The organism is Leifsonia sp. RAF41 (genome assembly GCF_052114085.1).
Lineage (GTDB): Bacteria > Actinomycetota > Actinomycetes > Actinomycetales > Microbacteriaceae > Leifsonia.
Map to the genome: position 1 here is coordinate 412,207 of NZ_JBFREB010000001.1, position 21,670 is coordinate 433,876.

20 protein-coding genes are annotated in these 21,670 nt (G+C 67.0%); 11 read left to right on the forward strand and 9 right to left on the reverse strand.

Annotated features, from left to right (window positions below):
• Positions 1 to 44 precede the first annotated feature (44 nt).
• Together AB4Y74_RS02035 and AB4Y74_RS02040 are read right to left on the reverse strand one after the other, a co-directional pair.
• Positions 45 to 2,660: a right-handed parallel beta-helix repeat-containing protein gene (locus AB4Y74_RS02035; protein WP_441797455.1), complete on the reverse strand. Its 2,616-nt coding sequence runs from the start codon at positions 2,658 to 2,660 to the stop codon at positions 45 to 47.
• A 124-nt stretch (positions 2,661 to 2,784) separates the two neighbouring features.
• On the reverse strand, positions 2,785 to 3,798 hold the full coding sequence (locus tag AB4Y74_RS02040) for an aldo/keto reductase (protein ID WP_441797456.1): 1,014 nt from the start codon (positions 3,796 to 3,798) through the stop codon (positions 2,785 to 2,787).
• 56 nt (positions 3,799 to 3,854) lie between these two features.
• Between AB4Y74_RS02040 and AB4Y74_RS02045 the strand changes: the two genes are divergently transcribed.
• The 10 genes from AB4Y74_RS02045 (at position 3,855) to AB4Y74_RS02090 (ending at position 12,880) form a co-directional block, all read left to right on the forward strand.
• On the forward strand, positions 3,855 to 4,892 hold the full coding sequence (locus AB4Y74_RS02045) for a zinc-dependent alcohol dehydrogenase (protein WP_441797457.1): 1,038 nt from the start codon (positions 3,855 to 3,857) through the stop codon (positions 4,890 to 4,892).
• The gene (locus AB4Y74_RS02050) at positions 4,889 to 5,650 is read left to right on the forward strand and encodes an SDR family oxidoreductase (RefSeq protein ID WP_441797458.1); all 762 of its coding nucleotides are present in this window, start codon (positions 4,889 to 4,891) and stop codon (positions 5,648 to 5,650) included. The genes AB4Y74_RS02045 and AB4Y74_RS02050 overlap by 4 nt, the downstream gene beginning before the upstream one ends.
• A complete protein-coding gene (gene eda, locus AB4Y74_RS02055; protein ID WP_441797459.1) occupies positions 5,647 to 6,252 on the forward strand; it encodes a bifunctional 4-hydroxy-2-oxoglutarate aldolase/2-dehydro-3-deoxy-phosphogluconate aldolase in 606 nt (201 codons plus the stop codon). Before AB4Y74_RS02050 ends, eda begins: the two co-directional genes overlap by 4 nt.
• On the forward strand, positions 6,249 to 7,199 hold the full coding sequence (locus AB4Y74_RS02060; RefSeq protein ID WP_441797460.1) for a sugar kinase: 951 nt from the start codon (positions 6,249 to 6,251) through the stop codon (positions 7,197 to 7,199). The genes eda and AB4Y74_RS02060 overlap by 4 nt, the downstream gene beginning before the upstream one ends.
• A gap of 87 nt (positions 7,200 to 7,286) precedes the next feature.
• Positions 7,287 to 8,660: an ABC transporter substrate-binding protein gene (locus AB4Y74_RS02065; protein ID WP_441797461.1), complete on the forward strand. Its 1,374-nt coding sequence runs from the start codon at positions 7,287 to 7,289 to the stop codon at positions 8,658 to 8,660.
• Position 8,661: 1 nt separating this feature from the next.
• Positions 8,662 to 9,603, forward strand: a complete 942-nt coding sequence (locus AB4Y74_RS02070) for a carbohydrate ABC transporter permease (protein ID WP_441797462.1) — start codon at positions 8,662 to 8,664, stop codon at positions 9,601 to 9,603.
• A gap of 2 nt (positions 9,604 to 9,605) precedes the next feature.
• Positions 9,606 to 10,508 (forward strand): carbohydrate ABC transporter permease, encoded by a 903-nt coding sequence (locus AB4Y74_RS02075; protein ID WP_441797463.1) that lies wholly within the window; start codon positions 9,606 to 9,608, stop codon positions 10,506 to 10,508.
• Between the two features lie 28 nt (positions 10,509 to 10,536).
• Entirely contained in the window at positions 10,537 to 11,712 is a 1,176-nt protein-coding gene (locus tag AB4Y74_RS02080) for a mandelate racemase/muconate lactonizing enzyme family protein (RefSeq protein WP_441797464.1), read from the forward strand.
• On the forward strand, positions 11,709 to 12,047 hold the full coding sequence (locus AB4Y74_RS02085; protein WP_441797465.1) for an L-rhamnose mutarotase: 339 nt from the start codon (positions 11,709 to 11,711) through the stop codon (positions 12,045 to 12,047). The genes AB4Y74_RS02080 and AB4Y74_RS02085 overlap by 4 nt, the downstream gene beginning before the upstream one ends.
• On the forward strand, positions 12,044 to 12,880 hold the full coding sequence (locus AB4Y74_RS02090; protein ID WP_441797466.1) for an amidohydrolase family protein: 837 nt from the start codon (positions 12,044 to 12,046) through the stop codon (positions 12,878 to 12,880). Before AB4Y74_RS02085 ends, AB4Y74_RS02090 begins: the two co-directional genes overlap by 4 nt.
• Here the strand turns inward: AB4Y74_RS02090 and AB4Y74_RS02095 are convergent.
• The 7 genes from AB4Y74_RS02095 to AB4Y74_RS02125 all read right to left on the reverse strand — a co-directional run bounded on the left by AB4Y74_RS02095 (position 12,865) and on the right by AB4Y74_RS02125 (position 20,430).
• Positions 12,865 to 13,668, reverse strand: a complete 804-nt coding sequence (locus AB4Y74_RS02095; RefSeq protein WP_441797467.1) for a FadR/GntR family transcriptional regulator — start codon at positions 13,666 to 13,668, stop codon at positions 12,865 to 12,867. The genes AB4Y74_RS02090 and AB4Y74_RS02095 overlap by 16 nt on opposite strands.
• A 98-nt stretch (positions 13,669 to 13,766) precedes the next feature.
• Positions 13,767 to 16,271, reverse strand: coding sequence for a GH32 C-terminal domain-containing protein (locus AB4Y74_RS02100; RefSeq protein ID WP_441797468.1), 2,505 nt, complete (start codon positions 16,269 to 16,271; stop codon positions 13,767 to 13,769).
• A gap of 44 nt (positions 16,272 to 16,315) precedes the next feature.
• Positions 16,316 to 17,269: a carbohydrate kinase family protein gene (locus tag AB4Y74_RS02105; protein ID WP_441797469.1), complete on the reverse strand. Its 954-nt coding sequence runs from the start codon at positions 17,267 to 17,269 to the stop codon at positions 16,316 to 16,318.
• Complete coding sequence (locus AB4Y74_RS02110) at positions 17,266 to 17,565, reverse strand: putative quinol monooxygenase (RefSeq protein WP_441797470.1); 300 nt, start codon at positions 17,563 to 17,565, stop codon at positions 17,266 to 17,268. Before AB4Y74_RS02110 ends, AB4Y74_RS02105 begins: the two co-directional genes overlap by 4 nt.
• A complete protein-coding gene (locus AB4Y74_RS02115; RefSeq protein ID WP_441797471.1) occupies positions 17,562 to 18,341 on the reverse strand; it encodes an ATP-binding cassette domain-containing protein in 780 nt (259 codons plus the stop codon). Before AB4Y74_RS02115 ends, AB4Y74_RS02110 begins: the two co-directional genes overlap by 4 nt.
• Positions 18,338 to 19,384, reverse strand: coding sequence for an ABC transporter permease (locus AB4Y74_RS02120; RefSeq protein ID WP_441797472.1), 1,047 nt, complete (start codon positions 19,382 to 19,384; stop codon positions 18,338 to 18,340). Before AB4Y74_RS02120 ends, AB4Y74_RS02115 begins: the two co-directional genes overlap by 4 nt.
• Entirely contained in the window at positions 19,381 to 20,430 is a 1,050-nt protein-coding gene (locus tag AB4Y74_RS02125) for a substrate-binding domain-containing protein (protein WP_441797473.1), read from the reverse strand. The genes AB4Y74_RS02120 and AB4Y74_RS02125 overlap by 4 nt, the downstream gene beginning before the upstream one ends.
• Positions 20,431 to 20,588: 158 nt before the next feature.
• On the opposite strand from AB4Y74_RS02125, the gene AB4Y74_RS02130 reads away from it, so the two are divergent.
• Positions 20,589 to 21,620, forward strand: coding sequence for a LacI family DNA-binding transcriptional regulator (locus AB4Y74_RS02130; protein ID WP_441797474.1), 1,032 nt, complete (start codon positions 20,589 to 20,591; stop codon positions 21,618 to 21,620).
• The last annotated feature ends 50 nt before the right edge of the window (positions 21,621 to 21,670 follow it).

Here is a 21,670-nt window from a genome sequence, read left to right on the forward strand (position 1 = left end):
TGGGGGCGACGGACGTGCCGTCGCCCCCACGCGTCTTCTCCGCGCTACGGGCGGATGGACACCGAGTCGAACTGGTTGATCGCCGACTGGGTCACGTCATGCGAGGTCGAGAAGATCCCCGCATCCTGCGTGGCCGCGGCCGACGCCAGCGTGACGGGCGAGCCGATCGGCACGTAGTTCGCGCCGTCGTACGAGTACGACGCCGTGAACGACGAGCCTGCGCGCGTCAGCTGAACCCAGATCGGACGGAACACATCCACGGCGGCCTTCGCCTCCGAGTCCAGGTACCCGTCGCCGTTCGAGTCCCACTCGAAGACGACACCGTTGCGAGCGGTGACCGCCACCACGGCGTAGCCGGCGGAAGCGCCCGCCTTCGTGATGTCGTTGCGGACCATCACACCGGACTTCGCCGAGGAGTTGGAGTCGTTCACCGAGACGACGCGCGACGAGACGCTCGACGCCGCCCCGAACGAGCCGGCCCGGTAGATGGCACCGAACTGGTCGGAGTGCTGACCGCCAGCTCCCCAGACGTCCGCCCCGGCCGCAGCGATGCCGAAGGCTCCGCCCGCCTGGCCGAAGTACGAGCTCGCCGCGGAAACGCCGGTGGTGCTGTAGCCGTTCGTCACCGGTGCCGGGACGGGGCAGCCGGTGAATCCGAACTGGTTGGCGTTGAGCGATGTCCGGTACTGCGGAGCGACTCCGGCCGCGCAGATCACGTCTTGGGCGCCGGCGGGCCAGTTGGTGCCGGTGACCTTGACGTTGTTGATCAGCTTGTTGTTGTGGAATGCCGCGTTCGGCGCCGAGATGCCACCGGAGTTGTACCAGTTGTTCTGGATGGTGTTGTCACTGGTGTTGTTGCGGAGGCTTCCGGCGTTGGTGAACACGAAGGATCCGCCCTGGACCACGTTGTTCTCGTAGAGCATCGAGCGGGATCCTTCGTCGAGGTACAGACCGACGCCGGAGATGTTGAACAGGTAGTTCTTGTCGACGACCGATCCGGGGCTGGCGGACAGGTTGTACACCGAGCCGCCGTCGGCGAAGCGCGCCTTGGTGTTGTGCACCAGGTTGCCTTCGACTTTGTTGTCCTTCAGCGTGGTGGGCGTCGTGTACAGCGTGTTCCACTTGTAGTAGCCGCGATCGACGTAGTCGTTCGAGCCGCCTGCATCGTTGATTCCCCAGCCGTAGCCGGTGTCGATTCCGTCGTAGGGCACGTTGGACACCTCGTTGTGGAGGATCTGCGCCCGCGTTACGTAGGTGCTGAGGATGCCGCTGTTGTCCTTGTAGTCCACCGACACGTGATCGATCGTGTTGTCCTGGATCGTGATGTCCTGGTTGGTCATCCTCGGATCGCTCGGGTGGTGCGCGTCCGGCAGCACTCCGCCGACCGCCACGCCGTGTCCGCTGTCCTCCAGGAATCGGTTGCCGACGACCTGGATGGTGCTCGCGCCGTAGCCGACGCCTGTCACCATCGCGTTGGAGTCGTTGCCGATACCGAGCGCCGACGAACCCAGGTTCGTGAAGGTGTTGCCCGTGAACGAGACGTGGCTCGCGGCCGAGACCTGCACCGCCGCCGGCTCCTGGAACCAGCTGGTGCGTGCGCGCTCGAACTGCTCGCAGCCGCGGGAGCAGCTGGTGAACGCGTCGGCCGGCCGGTAGTCGTACGCACCCTTCAGGAAGAGACCGTTCTGCTGGTCGGCGTAGCCGTCGGTGGACGGGCCGAGCCAGGAGGTGCCCGAGAACTGGATGCCCTCGAACGACAGTCCGCTGACCGGCTTGTCGTAGGTGCCGCCGATGCTGATCAGCGACTGCAGGCGAGGCAGCTCCACGTCCAGCGTGTTGGGGTCCACTCCGTCGCCGGGCTTGTAGTACAGCTTTCCGCCCTGCGGGTCGATGTACCACTGGTTCGTCTGGGTGAGGAAGGCCAGCGAGTTGTCGAGGTACCAGCTCGGACCGGCGAGGAACGACCTTTGGACGGTGTCCCAGCCCCAGGTGTTGTTGTCCCAGGCCGGCTGCGCCATCGTGATCGCGGTCGGGCTGATGCTCTGCACCGGGGAGTAGCGGTTGGTGAAGTCGCCGAGGGACTCGAACTCGATGCGCCCCTGATCGGGAAGCCCGGCGAGGTAACCGAGCGCCGGGTTGTTGATCGCGAGGCCGGTGGCGGTGGGGGTGACGTCGGCGTTGGCCAGGCGGATGGCTGCGCGTGGTGCGATCGTCCCGTTCACGTACAGCTGCCGGGTGTCGAGTCCACTGGGGGTGGGGGCCTCCCAGATGCCCGCGCCCGCGGCGGACTTCGACCAGCCGGTGACGGCAGATGCTCCGGTGATGATGGGGTGCGCGCCGGGCGCGGCCGCCCAGTGGACCGTGTTCTCCCCGCCGCCGTCATCGGCGCCGAAGGTCAGCGGCTGCGAGATGCGGTAGGTCCCGTCCGCGAGCTGGACGGTCACGTCGCCGTGCTTGATCGACGGCTTCAGGACGTGCTGCGCGCGGTCGAGGGAGCAGGGCATGGATTGGCTGCAGTGCCCGGCATCTTTGCCGTCGGGTGCTGCGTAGAAGATGGTCGATGGCGCAGCTTCTGCCCGGAGGGGAATGAGCGCCGAGGCGATGACGACGCCGGCGCCGAGCAGGGCCAGCAGTGCCGGCCTTCCCCTTCGTCTCGTCATCGATCGTCGCGAGTCTGACGTCAATGTCATGTTCGATCGCTTCCTGTCGTGGAGGGCGTCGGTGCCCCCAGAACAGGGTTATCATACGTATGACCTTTACAGCAAGAGACGTATGATGTTCTCTCTAGACCGAGTTGTCTGCGCGGCGTGCCGGGTCCGGCGCGAGGCCGGTCGCATCCAACTCGTCCCAGAGCGCTGCGGGGATCTCCGCCCGGTACCGCGCGACCGTGCTGCTGACGTGGTCCGCCGTGCGCATCCCTGTGACCACCGAGACCACGGCGGGATGGCGCAGCGGATACTGTATCGCGGCCGCCGGAAGGCTCACGCCGTGCCGCTCACAGACGTCCGCGATCCGGACGGCGCGATCGATGACCGCCTCGGGGGCGGCGCCGTAGTCGAAGTGCGCGGCGCGGTCCACGGTCTCAGAGCTCAGCAGCCCGGAGTTGTACACGGCGGCGGCGACGACGCCGACCCCACGCTCGGCGGCGAGCGGGAGCAGGTCGTCCAGCGCCGACGCGTCGAGCAGAGTGAAGCGGCCGGCGACCATGACGACATCGATGTCCGTCCGACGGACGAACTCGGTCAGCATCGCCGACTGGTTCATCCCTGCCCCGATCGCCCCGACGACTCCCTGGTCGCGCAGCTCGATGAGCGCGTCCACACCGGTGGTGGAGGCGGCGTCCCAGTGGTCGTCCGGGTCGTGCAGGTAGGCGATATCCAGCCGGTCGGTGCCGAGCCGGGCGAGTGATGCCTCGACCGAACGGTGGATGCCGTCTCTGCTGAAGTCCCAGACGCGCCGCGTGGCGGCGGGGACCACGAACCCGTCGTCGTCCAGGCGATCCGCCGTCTCTGGACTGTCCACGAGAAGTCGGCCGACCTTGGAGGAGAGCACGATGGCATCCCGAGCCGTCACGTGGAGCGCCCTGCCCAGCCGCCCCTCCGAGAGCCCGAGCCCGTAGTGCGGCGCGGTGTCGAAGTAGCGTATGCCGTCGTCGAGGGCGGACGAGACCGCCCTCTGGGAAGCCTCCTCCGTCGTCTCGCGGAACAGGTTGCCGATTTGGGCTGCTCCGAAGCCGAGTTCGGTGATCTCGGTCCCGTTCCGCAGGGCTCGGGTGGGTAGCGCTGGCGACGACGTCATGTGCCCAGTCTATTCCAATGAGCATACGTATTATGTTTGGATGGTCCAAGGATTCAATGAGGAAGGAGCACCCGGCGATGCTGGCGGCGAAGTACACAGGTGAGCGGACCATCACGGTCGAGGAGCAGGAACCCAGCGAACTGAAGCCGGGGGAGGTGCGCATCGCGGTGGCCTACGTGGGGATCTGCGGAACCGACCTCCATGTGTTCCACGGCGACATGGATGCGCGGGTGACCATGCCGGCGACGATCGGGCACGAAATGTCGGGCACCATCCTCGAGCTGGGCTCCGGCGTGGAGGGATGGGCGGTCGGCGACGCTGTGACCGTCATGCCTCTGGACTGGGACGGGACCTGCCCGGCGTGCCTGGCCGGCAATCAGCACATCTGCCAGAACCTCGACTTCATCGGCATCGACACCCCGGGGGCGTTGCAGGAGACGTGGAACGTCCCCGCGTCGACGCTGGTCCGCCTTCCGCAGGAGATCTCGCTGCGGGACGCCGCCCTGGTGGAGCCGGTCGCCGTCGCCGTGCACGATGTCCGCCGTTCCGAGCTGGCGCCGGGCGACAAAGCCGTGGTCATCGGCGCCGGACCGATCGGCGTGCTCATCGCGACGGTGGCCACCGCCTTCGGTGCCGACGTCGTGATCGCGGAGATCGATCCGAACCGTCGTGCGGCCGCGGCCGAGATGGGGCTGCAGACAGTGGACCCGTCGTCCGTCGACCAGGTCGCCTGGGTCGAGGACTGGACCGGGGGAGCCGGAGCGGACGTCGTCTTCGAGGTGTCGGGCTCTGCGGCCGCAGTGCTCGGTGCGACCTCGCTTGCGAAGGTGCGGGGCACGCTCGTGGTCGTCGCGATCCACTCGCAGCCGCGACCCATCGACCTCCATCGCCTGTTCTGGCGGGAACTCCGGATTCTCGGGGCCCGAGTGTACGAGCGCCCGGACTTCGAGCGTGCGGTCCAACTGGTCGCGGAGGGTGCCATTCCGGCCGGCCGCCTCATCACCAGTGTCGTGCCGCTGACGGAGGTGGCCTCCGCGTTCGAGGTGCTCGAAGCGGGACAGGCCATGAAGCTCCTGGTCGAGGTGGCATCGTGAATCCGTTCGACCTCAGTGGCCGGCTCGCGGTCGTCACAGGGGCGAAGCGCGGGATCGGCTTCGCCATCGCGGAGGCGCTCGCAGCCGCCGGGGCGGACATCATCGGCGTCTCGGCGACGCTCGATCCGGCGTCGTCGGCCATCGGCGACCGCGTGCGCGAGCTCGGGCGTGAGTTCGAAGGACACCGGGTCGACTTCGCCGACCGCTCGCAGGTGACGGAGTTCGCCGCAGCCCTGGGTTCCCGGGAGCGGCCCGTCGACATCCTGGTGAACAACGCGGGCACCATCCGTCGGGCGCCCGCTGTGCAGCATCCACTGGACTGGTTCGACGAGGTGCTCGAGGTGGACCTCACCAGCGGCTTCGTGCTCAGCCAGGCGATCGGGACACGGATGCTGGAGGCCGGCTCGGGCCGGATCATCTTCACCGCCTCCCTTCTGTCCTTCCAGGGCGGCGTCACCGTTCCCGGATATGCGGCGGCCAAGTCAGGCGTCGCGGGACTCGTGCGCGCACTGTCGAACGAGTGGGCCTCGGCCGGCGTGACGGTCAACGGGATCGCGCCCGGGTACATCGCGACGGACAACACGCAGGCATTGCAGGACGACCCCGATCGCTCGCGCTCGATCCTGGAGAGGATCCCCGCGGGCCGGTGGGGGCGTGCGGAAGACCTCGGCGGAGCGGCCGTCTTCCTTGCGTCGGATGCCGCACGGTACGTCTCCGGGGCGATCCTCCCCGTCGACGGCGGGTGGCTCGGCCGATGATCGCGCTCGATCCGATCCTGCCGGTGGTGGTCATCGACCGCGCCGAAGATGCAGAGCGGCTGGGGGAGGCCCTTCTCCTGGGCGGCATCCGGCAGGCCGAGATAACGTTGCGGACGCCCGCGGCGCTCGACGCTCTGCGGTCGATGGCCCGCATCGCCGGTCTGCGGGTCGGCGCCGGCACGGTGCTGGATGCCGGGCAGGCGGAGGCGGTCATCGACGCCGGGGCATCGTTCGTGGTGAGTCCGGGTCTGGCCGAGGACGTCGTCGCCGTGTGCGTGCGGCGGGGCGTCCCCGTCGTGCCGGGGGTGGCGACGGCCACGGAGGTGATGCGCGCACGGGGCCTGGGCCTGCGGACGGTGAAGTTCTTTCCGGCGGAGGCCTCCGGGGGCACCGCCGCCCTCTCCGCTTTGGCGTCGGTCTTCCCCGACATGAGTTTCGTGCCGACCGGCGGGATCGGCGCCGCCCGGGCGCGCGATTATGCGGCGCTGCCGTCGGTCGCGGCGGTCGGCGGAAGCTGGATGGTGCCGCGCGCTGCTATCGCCGCGGGCGACTTCACGGCCGTGACAGAGCTCTGCCGTAACGCGGTGGAGGCCGCCGGATGAGCGGGCACGTCCTGACCTTCGGCGAGACGATGGGCCTGTTCCGCGCCTCCGAGATCGGAGGCTTGGACGACGTCGACTCCGCGCGCATCGCCACTGGGGGAGCCGACAGCAATGTCGCGATCGGGCTCAGCAGGCTGGGCGTCCGCACGGTCTGGGCGGGGCGGGTGGGAGCCGACGCGCTCGGCCGGAGAGTAGTGCGCGACATCCGCGGGCAGGGAGTGGAGACGCGGGCCGTCGTGGATCCCGTCGCGACGACCGGGCTGATGGTCAAGGAGAAGCCGACGCCGCACACGACCCGCGTCTGGTTCTACCGGGCGGGCAGCGCGGGCAGTCGCCTGCAGCCGGAGGATGTCGATCCGGTCCTCATCGATACCGCGGCCCTGGTGCACGTCACCGGCATCACAGCCTCCCTCTCGGATTCCGCCCGGGACACCGTGCGGGCCGTCATCGAGCGTGCCCGCGCCTCCGGCGTGCCCGTGTCGTTCGACGTGAACCACCGCAGCGCACTCTGGCGGACAGGCGACCCCGGTCCTCTGTACCGCGAGCTCGCGTCCGCCGCCGACCTCTGCTTCGCAGGCGAGGACGAGGCGGCGCTTCTGACCGGAGCCGACCCGGAAGACAGCGAGGCCCTGCTTGATGGGATGCTGGCGCTGGGCGTATCCACCGCGGTGCTGAAGCGAGGGGCGAGCGGAAGCATCGCACGTCGCGCGATCGAACGGGCCGAGCGCCCGGCGCTTCGCGTCCCGGTGGTCGACACTGTCGGCGCGGGGGATGCGTACGTCGCCGGCTTCCTGGCAGGGTGGCTCCGCGGCGACGAGTTGGCCGAGTGCGTGCGGGTCGCCACAGCGGCCGGAGCCTTCGCCTGCACGGGCATGGGCGACTGGGAGAGCATGCCGCGCGCTGACGACCTGGCCCTGCTCGATGGCGCGGATCCGGTCGCCCGCTGAGGTGTTGGCAAACATCATACGTATGCTCTATAGTCGAACCACGCCTCCTCGGAGTCGTCAACGAAGTCGACAAGACAAGGACATCTCATGGTCGGAATCCACACTGTGGTGCGTTCACGCCGTCGCTCGGCGCTGACCGTGGCCGCACTTGGCGCCGCGACGGCGCTCCTGGCTCTCACCGGTTGCAGTACCGGTGGGAGCTCGGCGAACGGGTCGTACGGCTTTCCCGAAGCCAAGCAGGACACCTCCTCGACGATCACCGTCTGGGTGGACGCGGACCGTCAGGCCGCGGCGAAGGCATTCGAGAAGGCGAACCCGGACACCAAGATCAAGGTCGTCACCTACGACGGCTCCGCGAACGGGTCCAACTCGTTCCGCACCAAAATGCAGCTCTTCGATCGCGCCGGCAGCGGCTGGCCGGACGTCGTGTTCTCCAGCCAGAACAACGACGCATCCTGGGCGAGCCAGAAGACCAACGGCAAGCAGGCATTCGCCGCCCAGCTCGACAAGGGTCTCGTGCCCAAGGACACGCTCGACGGCTTCACCCCGGGCGCGCTGAACCCGTGCACGGTCGAGGGACACGTCTACTGCCTCCGCAACGACCTCGCTCAGGCGGTGCTCTGGTACGACAAGGCCCAGATGGACAAGTTCGGTTACACCGTTCCCACCACCTGGGAGGAGTACCAGGCGCTCGGCGAGAAGGTCGCCAAGGAGCACCCCGGCTACATCGTCGGGACCGCGGGTGACGCGTGGACGCCGGAGGTGTTCATGTGGGCCAGCAAGTGCCAGGCCAACGACATCACCGGCCCGAAGGCCGTGACCGTGAAGACGGACAGCGACGAGTGCAAGCGTGCCGCGTCGATGCTCGACACTCTGCGCGAGAACGGCACGGTACCCAACATCAGCGTGTTCACTCCGGAGTTCGTCAAGAGCTATGCGGGCAAGGTGCTGATGATGCCCGGCCCGGCCTGGTACGCCGGCGCCATCTTCAACAACCCGCAGTCCCTGAACGTGCCTGCCGGTGAGCTGGGCGTCGCCGCTCCGCTTCCCTGGAAGGGCGAGGACAAGGCCGTGACCGGCAACGTCGGCGGCGGCACCTGGTTCATCTCGAGCCACTCGAAGAACCTGAAAGCCGCTGAGAAGTTCGCCCAGTTCGTCACGACGGACGACGCGTACCAGGTCGAGGTCGCGCCCGGATACCCGGCGTACGCCGCTGCCGCGAAGAAGTGGGTGGAGAAGCAGGAGTCCAGCAAGTACTTCGCCACATCTCTGCAGCCCGTCGCCACCGCCGCCTCGCAGGTCTGGGACGGCTGGGGATATGGCATCTTCAGTCAGGAAGCGGTCTGGGCGAAGACGATGACGCCCGCCATCACCGGCGGCAAGTCGATCGTCAGCCTCCTGCCGACCTGGCAGCAGGCCATCGAGAACCAGGCCAAGGTCGACGGATACAAGGTGAACTGATATGACCATCGCTCCTCCGAGCGATCAGCTGGCCGCCGGCGCTGCAGAGCGCCGGCGGTCAGTCGGGCGAAGCGGCCGCGCGCCCGGGCGTACCCCGGTCGGCTACGTCTTCGTCTCGCTCTACGCTCTGCTCGCCATCGCGTTCGGTATCCTCCCGGCGCTCTACGCGGTGCTGCTCGCCTTCACCAACACGGACGGCGGATTCGCCGGCCTCGACAACTTCGTCAAGGTTGTGACCGACTTCCGGTTCTGGCCCGCGGTGCTGCACGTGACGATCTACCTCATCATCTGGCTGATCGCCCTCCTCATCTTCGTGGTGCTGTTGTCCCTGGTGGTCCACGCGCTCCGGGTCCGCTGGGCCAGCACCACGTTCCGCTTCATCTACTACCTGCCGGGCGCGCTCGCCGGTGCGTCCAGCGTCCTGCTCTGGCTGTTCGTGCTCGACCCGACCGCCAGCCCGGTCAGTGGGCTGCTCCGCCTGATGGGGCTGAACAGCTTCGTGGAGGTGATCCAGCCAGGGAACCTTCCCGCAATCTTCGCCATCATCGCGTTCTGGACGGGAGCCGGCGGCTGGATCGTGATCATGTACGGCGCGCTGAACAACATCAGCACCGAGGTGATCGAGGCGGCCCGGATCGACGGGGCCAACGCGGTCCAGGTCGCGCTGCGCATCCAGCTGCCGATGCTGCGCAAGTGGATCGCGTACATGGGGGTGATGTCGCTGGCCGCCGGGACGCAGCTGTTCGTCGAACCCCAGCTGCTCAGCCAGGCCAGCAACGCGGTCGTGCCCAACGACTACTCGCTCAACCAGCTCGCCTACCAGTACGCCTTCCAGCAGAACGACTTCAACGGCGCCGCCGCGATCTCGCTCATTCTGCTGATCGTCGCGCTCCTGCTCTCCTGGGTGTTCGTCACCCGCGGCGGCCTCTTCGAGAAGGAATGACCATGACAGCACTCACCGGCGATCGCCGTCGCGCCAACCTGCGCGGGTGGAGCGGGCGCTCCATCGCGGGCATCATCCTGGTCCTCTTCGTCCTGTTCTTCGCCATTCCCATCGTCTGGTTGCTGTTCGCGGTGACCAAGTCGTCGCATGCGCTGATCGTGAACAACCCGTTCTCGCTCGGGTCGTGGGATGACTTCGTGGCCAACTGGAACCAGCTGTTCGGGTTCCAGGACGGAGCCGTGACGACCTGGATCGGCAACTCGGCTCTGTACACGGTCGGCGCGCTCCTGATCACCCTGCTGGTCAGCATCCCCGCCGGTTATGCTCTCGCTCTGACCGAGTTCCGCCTCCGCAAGGCGATCCTGGTGCTGACCCTGGTGGTGATGCTCATCCCCAGCACCGCGCTGGTGCTGCCGATCTTCCTGGAGCTGAACACCGTCGGCTTGATCGGGAGCCCGCTCTCGGTGATCCTCCCGATGTCGTTCTTCCCGTTCGGCGTCTACCTGACCTACATCTACTTCTCGACCAGCATCCCCCGCGACCTTCTGGCCGCGGCCAGGATCGACGGCTGCAGCGAGCTTCAGGTGTTCCTGCGCGTCGCCCTGCCGCTCGCTACGCCCGTGGTGGCCCTGGTCGCGTTCTTCAGCTTCGTCCAGAACTGGAACAACTTCTTCCTGCCGTTCGTCATGCTGCCGTCCAGCGACGGCTATCCGGTTCAGGTCGGGCTCACGTCGCTGCTGGCGGCGACGCCCGCCTTCAACCCCAGCTCGGCCGGATCGGACTCGGTCCAGCTACCCACCCTGGCGCTGGCCACGATCGTGTCGATCCTGCCCGTCCTCATCGTCTTCCTCTTCTCCCAGCGTTTCCTCGTCTCGGGGATGACGGCAGGAGGGACGAAGGAATGACCGCGTCCACACGCAAGGAGAACCACCGATGAAGATCACCGGCTACCGCAGCATCATGACGGTCCACGACTGGGGCCGGGTCACGGGCGACGTCAACGGTGTGCAGAGCGGCGACACCACTCCCGTCCCGATTCTCATCCTGGAGACGGACAGCGGGCTCGAGGGTATCGGGATGGGCGCGCACTCCGACATCGCGCGGGTCTTCCCCGCGGTCGAGGGCGAGGACCCGCGGTCCGTGGTCGCCCTCTACGACCGGATGCTGGACTGGGTGTTCAAGGCGGGCCACTCGGGCAGCACGTTCGGCACGATCGGCGCCATCGACATGGCGCTCTGGGACCTCAAGGCCAAGGCTGCTGACGAGCCGTTGTGGCGCACGCTGGGCGCTCGCGAGCGCTTCGTGCCCGGCTACGCGTCCGGGCTCGAGTACGGCCTGACCGACGACGAGCTGGTGCAGCTGTACGGCGAGTTCGCTGATCGTGGCTTCAAGGCTGGAAAGCTCAAGGGCGGGCGTGACCTGGATCGGGACCTCCCGCGCCTGGAGATCATGCGCGAGGTGCTCAGCCGCAACTCCCGGCATCCCGCCATCATGTTCGACGTGAACGAGTCGTGGAATCACGCGCAGGCGGCCCGCTACATCGGCGCCATCGAGGAACGGATGGACCTCACCTGGGTGGAGGAGCCGCTGCGGCGCTGGGATGCCGCGGGGATGGCGGCACTGCGGGGCAAGATCCGGGCGGCGATCGCCAGCGGTGAGAACCTCACCGGTCTGGAGCAGTACCGTCCGCTGCTGGACGCCAACGCGCTTGACATCGTCCAGGTCGGCAACGTCTGGGGCATCACCCACTTCTTGCGGGTTGCGACACTGGCGCACGGCCACGACCTCCCTGTGAGCCCGGTGGCGTTCAACACCAATCCGGTCGCGCACGCGGCGGCAGCGGTGCCCAACCTGCTCACCTTCGAGGTGCAGGATCTCCGCTTCCCCGTCGGGCTGGATGTGGACCAGGAGTTCGACGACGGAGGAATCGTGCTGGGCGACCGCCCAGGGCTCGGCATCATCGTCAACGAGTCGGAGATCTCCGACGCCGGCTCGTCGCTTCTCCCCCCTGCGACCGGTCCCCACGTCCGGCCCGAGCGGGCGGCCCTGCGCCTGGTGGCAGAGCCCGACGTGATCGACGACCCGACCGTTCCGGCTAGGGTCTCGTGAGCGGCGAACCGCGGCGCTTCGCGTTCGTGGTCGGCGTTCGTCCCGAGAAGCGCGAGGAGTACCTGGAACTCCATCGCTCCGTGTGGCCGGACGTGGAGGCGAAGCTGCGCGAGGGCAATATCCGCAACTACAGCATCTATGCGTTCGGCGACACGCTGTTCGGCTACTACGAGTATGTGGGGGACGACTACGAGGCCGATATGCGGCGCATCGATGACGACCCGGTGACGCAGCAGTGGCTGACGCATACCGACCCGTGCCAGGTCCGGATCGCGGAGGAACGCGATCCGGGAGCACTCTGGCAGCCGCTCGACGAAGTGTGGCACCTGGGATGACCGCGCGCATCGACGCCCACGTCCACCTCTGGAACCGGGCGTCGGACCCGCAGGATTGGATCGATCCGGTCACCATGGCGGCCATCGACCGCGACTTCGGGACGGCCGACCTGGCGACGATGCTCTCGTCGACCGACATGGACAGCGCGATCGTCGTGCAGGCGAGCAACAGCCTCGAGGAGAGCCTCCGGCTGGTGCGCTCGGACCCGAGCGTCGTCGCCGGGGTGGTGGTGTGGGTCGACCTGCAGACGAACGTGGCGGAGCAGCTCGACCGCGCCCGCCGGACCGCCAATGTCCCCATCGTCGGAGTGCGCCACCTGGTCCACATCGACCCGGACCCGGAGTGGCTGCTTCGGCCGGAGGTGGGTGCGGGCCTCGCGGAGCTCGAGGAGGCGGGCCTCGCATTCGACCTCGTCGTCCGCGACTGGCAGCTACGGCAAGCCGCCGCGGTCGCCGGCCGGCATCCTGGCTTGCGCTTCGTGCTCGACCACCTGGGCGGCCCGCTCGCCGACGACGCGGACCCCGCCCGATGGGAGGACGGCGTGCGGGCGCTCGCAGCACTGCCGAACACATCGGCGAAGCTGTCGGGCCTCACCTCGGGGCTCGCTCCCGGCGCGTGGACCGCTGCTGACCTCCGGCCGGTCGTCACGACCGCGTTCGACGCATTCGGCGCCGGCCGGCTGCTGTACGGCTCCGACTGGCCGCTGGCCGAGCTCGGCGGGGGCGCGCCCGCCTGGCGACATGCGGTGGACGAACTGCTGACCCATCTCTCGCCGGGCGACCGCTCGGCGGTTCTCGGCGGGACGGCCGCTTCGGTCTACTCGCTCGGCTGAGCGCCCAGCTCGCTCGAACGGGTCTTCTTCGCGTCGCGCGTGCGCGGCGCATGGTCGGGCAACCGCCGCCGCTCCCACGAGTCGTGGATGTGGTCGTGCATCGCCTTCTCGGCGCCGGTCACATCCCCGCGGGAGATCGCGTCGACGATCGCGGCGTGCTCGTCGAGGGTGAGGGACACCGCGTCCGGTGGGTTGATGCCCTGGTAGCGGCTCGACTCGACCGCCCGCTTGTAAAGGTGCTTCGCGATGTTCTCGGCGAGGCCGTTGCCCGAGATCTCCATCAGCGCATAGTGGAAGACGACATCGGCCTGCCGGAACGAATCGGTCTCCGACTCGCTCTCCCGCATCGCGGTCAGCGCGTTTTCGAGTCGGCGAAGCTCTTCCGACGTGCGCGCCTGTGCCACCGCGCCGGCCATCGCGGATTCCAGGCTGGCCCGGACCACGGTGAGCTCATCAAGGACGCCGAGGCTCTCGTCGTTGTCGATCAACGCGGAAAGCACGACCGGATCGAGCATGTTCCAGTACCCGGGAGCCTGCACCTGCGTACCGCGTCCCTGCGAGACGATGACGAGGCCCTTCTCCTCCAGCCGCTTCACCGACTCGCGCAGCACCGTCCGGCTGACGCCGAAGTGCTCGCTGAGCGGACCCTCCGGCGGAAGGAGGTCACCCTCCTTGAGCTGCCCCGTCACGATGATCTCCACCAGCTCGGCGACCACGGCGACGCCCAACCGAGCAGCGGGGAGTCGCTGGGGGATGAGCCGGGTCGCGGCGGTGGAGTCAGTCACCATAGGTATGACCTTAGCGCTCAGCGGGGCGGACGTGCGGGTGCGGCGGCGGAGCGCGGAGAAGCGGGCGCGACCTGTGAAGGCYGCGCCCGCTTCCGCAGTCAGCCGGGGTATGCGCCGTTCATCGCATCGGCGAGCGGCGTCACGGTGAGGAGGACCAGGCCGGCAGTGCCGCCCGCGGCCGTCAGTGCCACACCGTTGCTTCCGGGCCCGGGGAAGACCAGATCGGTGAGGGAGGCTCGCCCGTTCTGCGCGAACGTCTCGATCGAGGTCTTGTCCAGGTACAGTTCCAGCCGCAGCAGACCATGATCCAGAGGAACGACCGCTGAGTCGGCGCTGGGGAAAGCCGGATTGAAATCGACGTTCCCGGCGTGGGTCCGGTCCAGGCTCAGTGTTTTCGTCGCTGTGTCGTAGGACACTCCGACGTATTGCGAACCGTCGGCAGAGCGGAAGAGTTGCAGCCCGAAGTTCTTCGCCGTTCCCGCAGCCAGAACGGCATCCACTCGGACGGCGTTCGTGGTCGTGGTCGCTTTGAGCTTCTTGGTTCCCGCCGGGATCGTGGTCGGCGGGGCGATCTGCAGCTGCTTGAGTTGAGCGAGAGCGCTCACCTGTGGGGCCACGGTCTGGACGATGCGCGGTTGTCCGTCGACCGTCCGAAGGGAGAGGATCCGGGGGACGGACTGCGTTCCCCGCCATCCCGCGGACGGGATCGTGTTTGCGTAGTCCCAGTTGTTCATCCACGCGAGCGCGATGCGCTGGTTCGACGGTGCGTCGTTGAAGGTGACGGCTGCGTAGAAGTCGCGGCCATAGTCGATCCAGTGAGCCCGTTGGGTGGAGCTCAGGGCTGCCTGGTCCGAGAGCGTGAACTGATCAGCGATCAGGTGGCCCCACCCGCCGGAATTGAGGTCGACGAGTTGCACCTGGGCTTGCTGTCCCTGGAGGTCGCTCAGATCCCAGCTTCTCCAATCCAGCGTGCCGCTGTCATTGCCGGTAGCCGTGCGGACCACTTTTCCATTCACGAGCAGGTTTGCGCCGGTTTCGCTGTTCCAAGGCTGTGCGATCGCGTCGGAGAAGACGATGTTGTCCACCATCATGTGACCCCACCCGGCGCTGCCATCGTTCTGGTCGACGACCTGGAGTGTGGCGGTCTCCCCGAGGTACGCCGACGCGTCCATGTGGACCCAGTCCATGCTGCCGGAGTCGTTGCCGGTCACGCTGGCGACGACCTGGCCGTTCACGACCAGATTGACCGCCGTCGGGTTGCTCTGCCCCCAGGGGTGCCGGCCTCCGGCAGTCAACAGGTCGATGTAGGGGTGGGTGACGGTGAACGCCGGCGACGTGAGGGTCCCCTGTGCGGCGTCGCAGCCTGCCTGACACGTGTCGAGGACACCGCTGCCGAGCTGGCCGCCCAGGTTCTCCTTCGAGGGCGCGATCGTGGTGAAATCGCCCGTTCCGGTCCATCCGGGCAGGGAGTCCCCCTCGAAATCCTGGAAGGTATCGCCCGGGGGAGCGCTGATCGAACCGCCTTCGACATACGGGTGGTTTCCGCCTGCCATGAGGAAGTTGAGCTTCTTCTTGTCGATCGTGAATGACGGCGAGGTCAGGGTGCCCGTTTCAGCATCCGAGTTGTGGAAGGTGTCCACGTAACCGGATCCGAGGTTGCCGGAGGCCCCGGTGTTGCGGGCGGGACCGTCGCCGAACGCTGTGCCCGTGGTCACCCAGCCGGGGCCGTATGCCGTCCCTTCGAAGTCGTTGAGAACAGTGCCGGCCGGCGCCGTGTACGGCGGCTCACTGTTGGTGAAGGTGGTGCCGTCGAACGAGCCCACGAAGTACTCCGCTTTTCCTGCGACGTTCACGGAGAGGACCCACTTCGTCGAGTCTGCTTTGCCATCCAGTTGGAGGGGGAAGAGGTCCGGGCATTCCCAGACAGCGGAAGTGACCCCGTCCGGGCCGAATTCGCTCTTCTCCGTCCACTCCGTGAGGTTGCTCGATCCGTAGACCGCGATCTTGTGCTGATCGGAGAGCGCGACGACCATGCGCCACTCGTGAGCGGGGGCGTACCAGAAGACCTTGGGGTCGCGGAAGTTGTGCGATCCGATGTCGAGGACGGGATTGCCGGCGAACTTGGTCCACGTCGTGCCGTCGTCGGTGCTGTAGGCGAGCGACTGCCGCTGGATGCCGGTGGCCCGCGGTGCGCTCGTGTAGATCGCGACGAGGGGGCCCTTCTTCCCTGCGCCGAACCCACTGGTGTTCTTGCTGTCGTAGACGACGCTGCCGGACCAGACCTCTTCATCAGCATCGGAGGGGATGGCGATCGGTAGTTGCTTCCAATGGGTCAGGTCGGCACTCACCGCGTGTCCCCATGAGGCGTTGCCGCCCGTGTTGCCGGTCGCGTTGTACTGGTAGAAGAGGTGGTACTTGCCTCCGTAGTAGATGAGCCCGTTCGGGTCGTTCATCCAGTTCTGCTGCGGTGTGTAGTGATAGTTGGGTCGCGTATCGGTGGACGCCGGTGTGTCTGCCGCGGCCGGGGCAGTTCCTGCGGCGATACCGCCGAAGGAGAGGAGGGACGCGACGATGATCGCGAATGCCCGTTGTGAAGTCTTCATAGACTGAACTCCCTGTGGGTCATGGATTCTGCCGATGACGATGGTCATCGTGCGTTCGTGGTGAATTCCCTCTGAGGCGCTCCGCGTCCGACGCGCTCGATCTCGTCCCAGGTGGGGGGCATCGCACCCGCTCTCGCCACGGTCAGCGACGCCACTCTCGAGGCGATTTCGCCCATCGATCGGAGGGCATCTTCGGTTACTTCGCGGGTTCTCATTTCCGGTAGCGCCTCGGCGAACACGGCGCCGGCGATCAGTCCGGCCATGTACGCGTCCCCAGCGCCGATGGTGTCGACCACCGAAGTGGCCGGTGCTTCGACCCGCAGTTCGGACATGCGAGAGCGGAGGATGCTCCCTCGTTCGCCCAGGGTGAGCACCGCCACAGCCGCCCCGTGATCCACGATCCAATCCAGGACGGCGCGGTGATTCATGCCGGGAAACAGCCATGCAGCATCCTCGTCGCTGAGTTTCACCAGGTGCGCGTGCTCGCTGTACCAGCCGACCATGTCGAGGGTGGGCTGCCGATCCGGCATGAGGGCGGAACGAACATTGGGGTCGAAGGTGACGACGGTATCCGGGTGCAGGCCATCGACTAGTCGTCTCACGGCCGTAGCGCCAGGCTCGAGGAGGGCGCCGAGCGAGCCGGTGTGGAAGACGGCGGTGGTCGGTGCAGCGATCGCCCGAAGAGCCCAATCGAGGTCGAAAACGTACCGAGCGGTTCCGTTCGCACCGACCTCGGCCGTGGCGACGGATGTGCCGCCTTCGGCACGCTCGACGATCGTGTCTACGCCTGCCGTCGCCAAATGCGCTGCGAGCATGCGGCCGTTGTCATCGTCCCCCCAGGTCGTCAGGAACGTCGTCGAGAGACCGAGGCGGGCCAGTCCGAACGCGACGTTGAGCGGGCTCCCCCCGGGATGTGCAGTGCGGACCCCCTCTCGCTCGACCACGTCGACGAGAGACTCGCCGACGACGAAGACGCGTGCCGCCGCAGCAGTCCTCACTCGACTGGCTCCAGCCAGGTCAGCCGCGATCGTCCGCCCACCGCCAGCGGCTCGAGTCGCTGATTGAAGCGGGCGCAGTAGTCAGCTGATTCGTGAGCCTGAAACGCGGCAGTGGACTCGTACTCCTCGTACACGAAGAACCTGTCTCTGCGGCCCGCCAGGGTGAAGACCTCGAATCGCCGGTTGCCACGCTCCGCCCGAACCTGCACGCCGTAGTCGATCAGCAGAGTGGCGATGGCGTCTTCCGCACCGGGGAGGGCGTCGATTTCCGCCGAGAGGAATCGGGCCCCGCTCACTCCTTCTGCGCTCCCGTCATGATCGCCACCGCGTCCGTCATGGAGTGGGATTGCGGGGTGATGGTGGCCGCTCGCTTGCCGAGCCGCTGAATGTGGATCCGGTCGGCCACTTCGAACACGTGAGGCATGTTGTGGCTGATGAGGATCACGGGGATCCCCTTGTCGCGCAGTCGTTTGATCAGGTCGAGCACCTGGCGGGATTCGCGCACGCCGAGGGCGGCCGTCGGCTCGTCCAGCACCACCACCTTGGAACCGAAAGCGGCTGCTCGGGCCACGGCGACGGCCTGACGCTGGCCGCCGGAGAGGTTCTCGATGGGGACGGCGACGTCCTGAAGTGTCGAGATCCCCAGCTCGGTCAGCTCTGCTCGCGCGCGCTGCCTCATGGTCTTGGTGTCGACCATGCGCAGCACCGAACCGAGGAAGCCGGGGCGGCGGAGTTCACGGCCGAGGTACATGTTGGCGGCGACGTCGAGAGCGGGCGACACGGCCAGCGACTGGTAGACCGTCTCGATGCCGGCTTCGCGTGCGTCCTGCGGGCGGCGGAAGTGCACGACCTCCCCGTCCAGCCGGATCTCTCCCTCGTCCGGGACCTCCGCCCCGGTGAGGCACTTGATCAGTGTCGTCTTGCCGGCGCCGTTGTCGCCGATGATGGCGAGGACTTCACCTTCGAACAGTTCAAGGCTGACTCCATCGAGTCCGACGACATGACCGTAGGTCTTGACCAGGCGGCGAGCCGACAGGATCGGCGTGCGGGTTTCGGTGATGGTCGTGTTCACTTTCGTACCTTTCGGATCCACTGGTCGATGGACACAGCGACGATGACGAGGACTCCGACCGCGAGCGTCTGGTAGAGCACATCCAGACCGGCGAGAGCGAGCCCGTTGCGGAACACGCCGACGATCAACGCACCGAGGAGGGTGCCCCAGATATTGCCGCGCCCGCCGAAGAGGCTGGTGCCGCCGATGACCACGGCGGTGATGGCGTTGAGGTTCGCGTCGACGGCGGCATTGGGGCTGGAGCCGTAGTCTCTGCCGATCTGGATCCACGCGGTCAGTGCCACGACGACTCCGGCCACGAGGTAGACGCTGAGAAGGACTCTGCTGACCCGGATACCGGTCAGGCGGGCCGCTTCCTTGTCATCGCCCACGGCGTAGACGTGGCGTCCCCAAGCGGTGCGAGCGAGGGCGAAACCCATGACGACGTAGAGCAGGATCATGAGCAACACGCCGTAGGTGATGTCCACACCGAAGACTCTGAGAGTCAGGCCGGTCCAGGTGAGAAGACCGGGCATGGAGGTTCCTTGGACCGTTGCGCCGTTCGAGATGAGCAACGTCAGGGCGGTGAAGACGCTCAGGGTTCCCAGGGTGACGATGAACGGTGGCAGGTTCAGCCGAGTCACCAGCAGACCGTTGATGAGTCCGGTTGCGAGTCCCGTAATAAGGCCGAGCAGCAGCGCGACGATCCCGGGAACGCCCAGCCCCACTGCAGCGTTGCCCATCACGATGGAGCTGAGGACCATTGCTGCTCCGACGGAAAGGTCGATGCCCGCGGTGAGGATCACCAGGGTCTCGGCGACTGCCAGCGTTCCGATCACTGCCACCTGCTGGGTGATCAGGGAAAGGTTGGTCGGTGCGAGGAAGCGCGGATTGATGATCCCGAAGACGATGATCGAGATGACGAGGACGATCGCCGGGCTGATCGCGGGATAGCGGTGCAGGACCTCGCGCACTCGCATCAGCGGTGTCTGCCGGTTGATGAACTCGTCGGCGAGATTCAGTGATGATGTCGGTGGGGATGTAGTGGTGTTCGGATTAGTCACGATGGCACTCCAGTGATGTGTGTAGCCGTCGGGGAGGGCGCTCCGCTGGGAGCGCCCTGCTTCTCGCCGCCCCGCGCGATCTTCGCGATCGCTTCCATGCCCAGCGAGGCCATCTTCGACGGGTACTGCTGCGCGGTGGCGCCCAGGATGCCGTCCTTCACGTAGCCGACACCGGTGCAGCCGCCGTCGATGCTGACGATCGTCACGCTGTCCTGCTTGCCTGCGGCCTTGAGGGCCTGGTACGCGCCGTACGCGGCCGGTTCGTTGATCGTGTAGACGACGTTGATGTTCGGGTTCTTGGAGAGCAGTGTCTCCATCGCCGTGCGGCCGCCGTCTTCGGCACCCTGCGAGGCCTGATGGCCGACGATCTCGTATTCGCCACCCTTGCCGCCGGTGTACGAGCCGGTCGGGTCCTCTCCGCCGTTCTTGCTCTTGTCGCCGACATCGATACCCATGCCGGAGAGGAAGCCGTGGTCGCGGTCGACGTCGACGGAGACGATCTGGTCGGAGAAGAGATCGACCATCGCGATGACGGCCTTCTTGCCGCCTAGAGTGTCCGCCGTCCACGCGCCGATGGACTTACCGGCAGCGAAGTTGTCGGTCGCATAGGTGATGTCGACCGTGTCAGCGGGGTTCGGGGGCGTGTCCAGCGCGATCACGTAGAGGCCGGCGTGGCGCGCCTTGCCGATCTCGTTGTTGACGGCGGGACCGTTGGGAGTGATCAGGATTCCCTTGTCACCGCGAGAGATCGCGTTCTCGATCGCCTGGATCTGGGTGTCCGTGTCGCCGTCCTTCTTGCCGGCGGCCAGGGTCAGCTTCACGTTGTTCTTCTTCGCGTCCGCTTTTGCGGCGGTCTCCATGGCGACGAAGTACGGGTTGCTGGTGGTCTTGACGATCAGGGAAACGCCGACCTCATCATTCGGGCCTGCGGTGGAGCCACCGCCTGCCCCCGAGGAACATGCGGTCATGGTCGCGGCGAGGGCGGCTGCCATGGCGAGCGAGGTGAGGGCGGCCTTGCGCGATCGGCGCGGGAATCGGGTGGGCATCTTCTTGGCCCCTTTCTGTCGGAGGGCCTGATGCCCTGACAACGGTGTCATCGGTCATGATGACATACGCGAAGACATTTCGCTAGACTCGGTTCGACGGCTAGAGACGGGGCGTTATGACATCGTTATCGGGCGCCCGGCCAACCGCGGCCCGGCGAGTGACGATTCGTGACGTCGCCCGCGAGGCGGGCGTCGGGATCAAGACCGTGTCCCGCGTCATCAACAACGAACCCAATGTGGCTCCGGCTACGGGGGAGCGCGTACGCGCCGTCATCGCACAGTTGCAGTGGGAGCCGGACAGCCTCGCGAGCAACCTGCGGCGCGCGCATGCCCGCACCAAGTCGATCGGGCTGCTGCTCGGAAGCGTCGACAATCCCTTCGCGGCGACGATTCATCGGGCCATCGAGGACGTGGCGGCGCAACACGGTGTCGCCGTGCTCGCGTCGAGCCTCGACGAGGATCCCGTTCGCGAAGTCTCCGCGGTCGAGAACTTCCTGCGTCGCAAGGTGGACGGGCTCATCCTCACGTGCTCGACCGGCAGCCAGGCGTATCTCTCGGAACTCCTTCCCGAGAAGGTGCCCGTTGTCTTCATCGACCGGGAACCTTCCGACTACATCGCAGACGTCGTGCGCTCGGACAACTTCGGCGGGGCGGCGATGGGCACGCGTCATCTGCTCAGCCGCGGCCACCGCCGGATCGCAGGGATCTTCGACAAGACCGGAATCTGGACCGCACAGCAGCGCAAAGCCGGTTTTCTCAGCGCCATCGACGAATTCGAGGTCGACGAAAGCCTCTGCACCGTCGTCGACGACGTGACGACGTCGTCAGCGGCAGAAGCGGTCGTGCAAAACCTCCTCAGCTCGCCGCGGCCGCCGACAGCGATCTTCAGCAGCCAGAACCTGATCACTGTCGGCGTCGTTCGCGCCCTCCGCAAGCTGGGCCGCCAGCACGAGGTCGCGCTGGTCGGCTTCGACGAGATCGAGCTGGGAGACCTTCTCGATCCCGGCATCACGGTCATCGCACAGCATCCGGCACGAATCGGAACGATCGCCGCGGAGCGCATGTTCCAGAGACTCGAGAATCGCGCCTCGGAATCAACTCATGAGGCCGCGGACCTGGTCTCCCAGGTGGACCTGGTCATTCGCGGCTCTGGAGAGATCGCGCCCCCGTCCGGCCGTGACGTCCAGTAGGACATGAACCAGCGACACGCCGAGGTGCGGACCGTCTGCGTGATCGGCGT

Bases quoted from the DNA above. Each gene is read 5' to 3' on its own strand.
- AB4Y74_RS02035 (WP_441797455.1), bottom strand. From the start codon at position 2,660: ATGACGAGACGAAGGGGAAGGCCGGCACTGCTGGCCCTGCTCGGCGCC.
- AB4Y74_RS02040 (WP_441797456.1), bottom strand. From the start codon at position 3,798: ATGACGTCGTCGCCAGCGCTACCCACCCGAGCCCTGCGGAACGGGACC.
- AB4Y74_RS02045 (WP_441797457.1), top strand. From the start codon at position 3,855: ATGAGGAAGGAGCACCCGGCGATGCTGGCGGCGAAGTACACAGGTGAG.
- eda (WP_441797459.1), top strand. From the start codon at position 5,647: ATGATCGCGCTCGATCCGATCCTGCCGGTGGTGGTCATCGACCGCGCC.
- AB4Y74_RS02060 (WP_441797460.1), top strand. From the start codon at position 6,249: ATGAGCGGGCACGTCCTGACCTTCGGCGAGACGATGGGCCTGTTCCGC.
- AB4Y74_RS02065 (WP_441797461.1), top strand. From the start codon at position 7,287: ATGGTCGGAATCCACACTGTGGTGCGTTCACGCCGTCGCTCGGCGCTG.
- AB4Y74_RS02070 (WP_441797462.1), top strand. From the start codon at position 8,662: ATGACCATCGCTCCTCCGAGCGATCAGCTGGCCGCCGGCGCTGCAGAG.
- AB4Y74_RS02075 (WP_441797463.1), top strand. From the start codon at position 9,606: ATGACAGCACTCACCGGCGATCGCCGTCGCGCCAACCTGCGCGGGTGG.
- AB4Y74_RS02080 (WP_441797464.1), top strand. From the start codon at position 10,537: ATGAAGATCACCGGCTACCGCAGCATCATGACGGTCCACGACTGGGGC.
- AB4Y74_RS02090 (WP_441797466.1), top strand. From the start codon at position 12,044: ATGACCGCGCGCATCGACGCCCACGTCCACCTCTGGAACCGGGCGTCG.
- AB4Y74_RS02095 (WP_441797467.1), bottom strand. From the start codon at position 13,668: ATGGTGACTGACTCCACCGCCGCGACCCGGCTCATCCCCCAGCGACTC.
- AB4Y74_RS02100 (WP_441797468.1), bottom strand. From the start codon at position 16,271: ATGAAGACTTCACAACGGGCATTCGCGATCATCGTCGCGTCCCTCCTC.
- AB4Y74_RS02125 (WP_441797473.1), bottom strand. From the start codon at position 20,430: ATGCCCACCCGATTCCCGCGCCGATCGCGCAAGGCCGCCCTCACCTCG.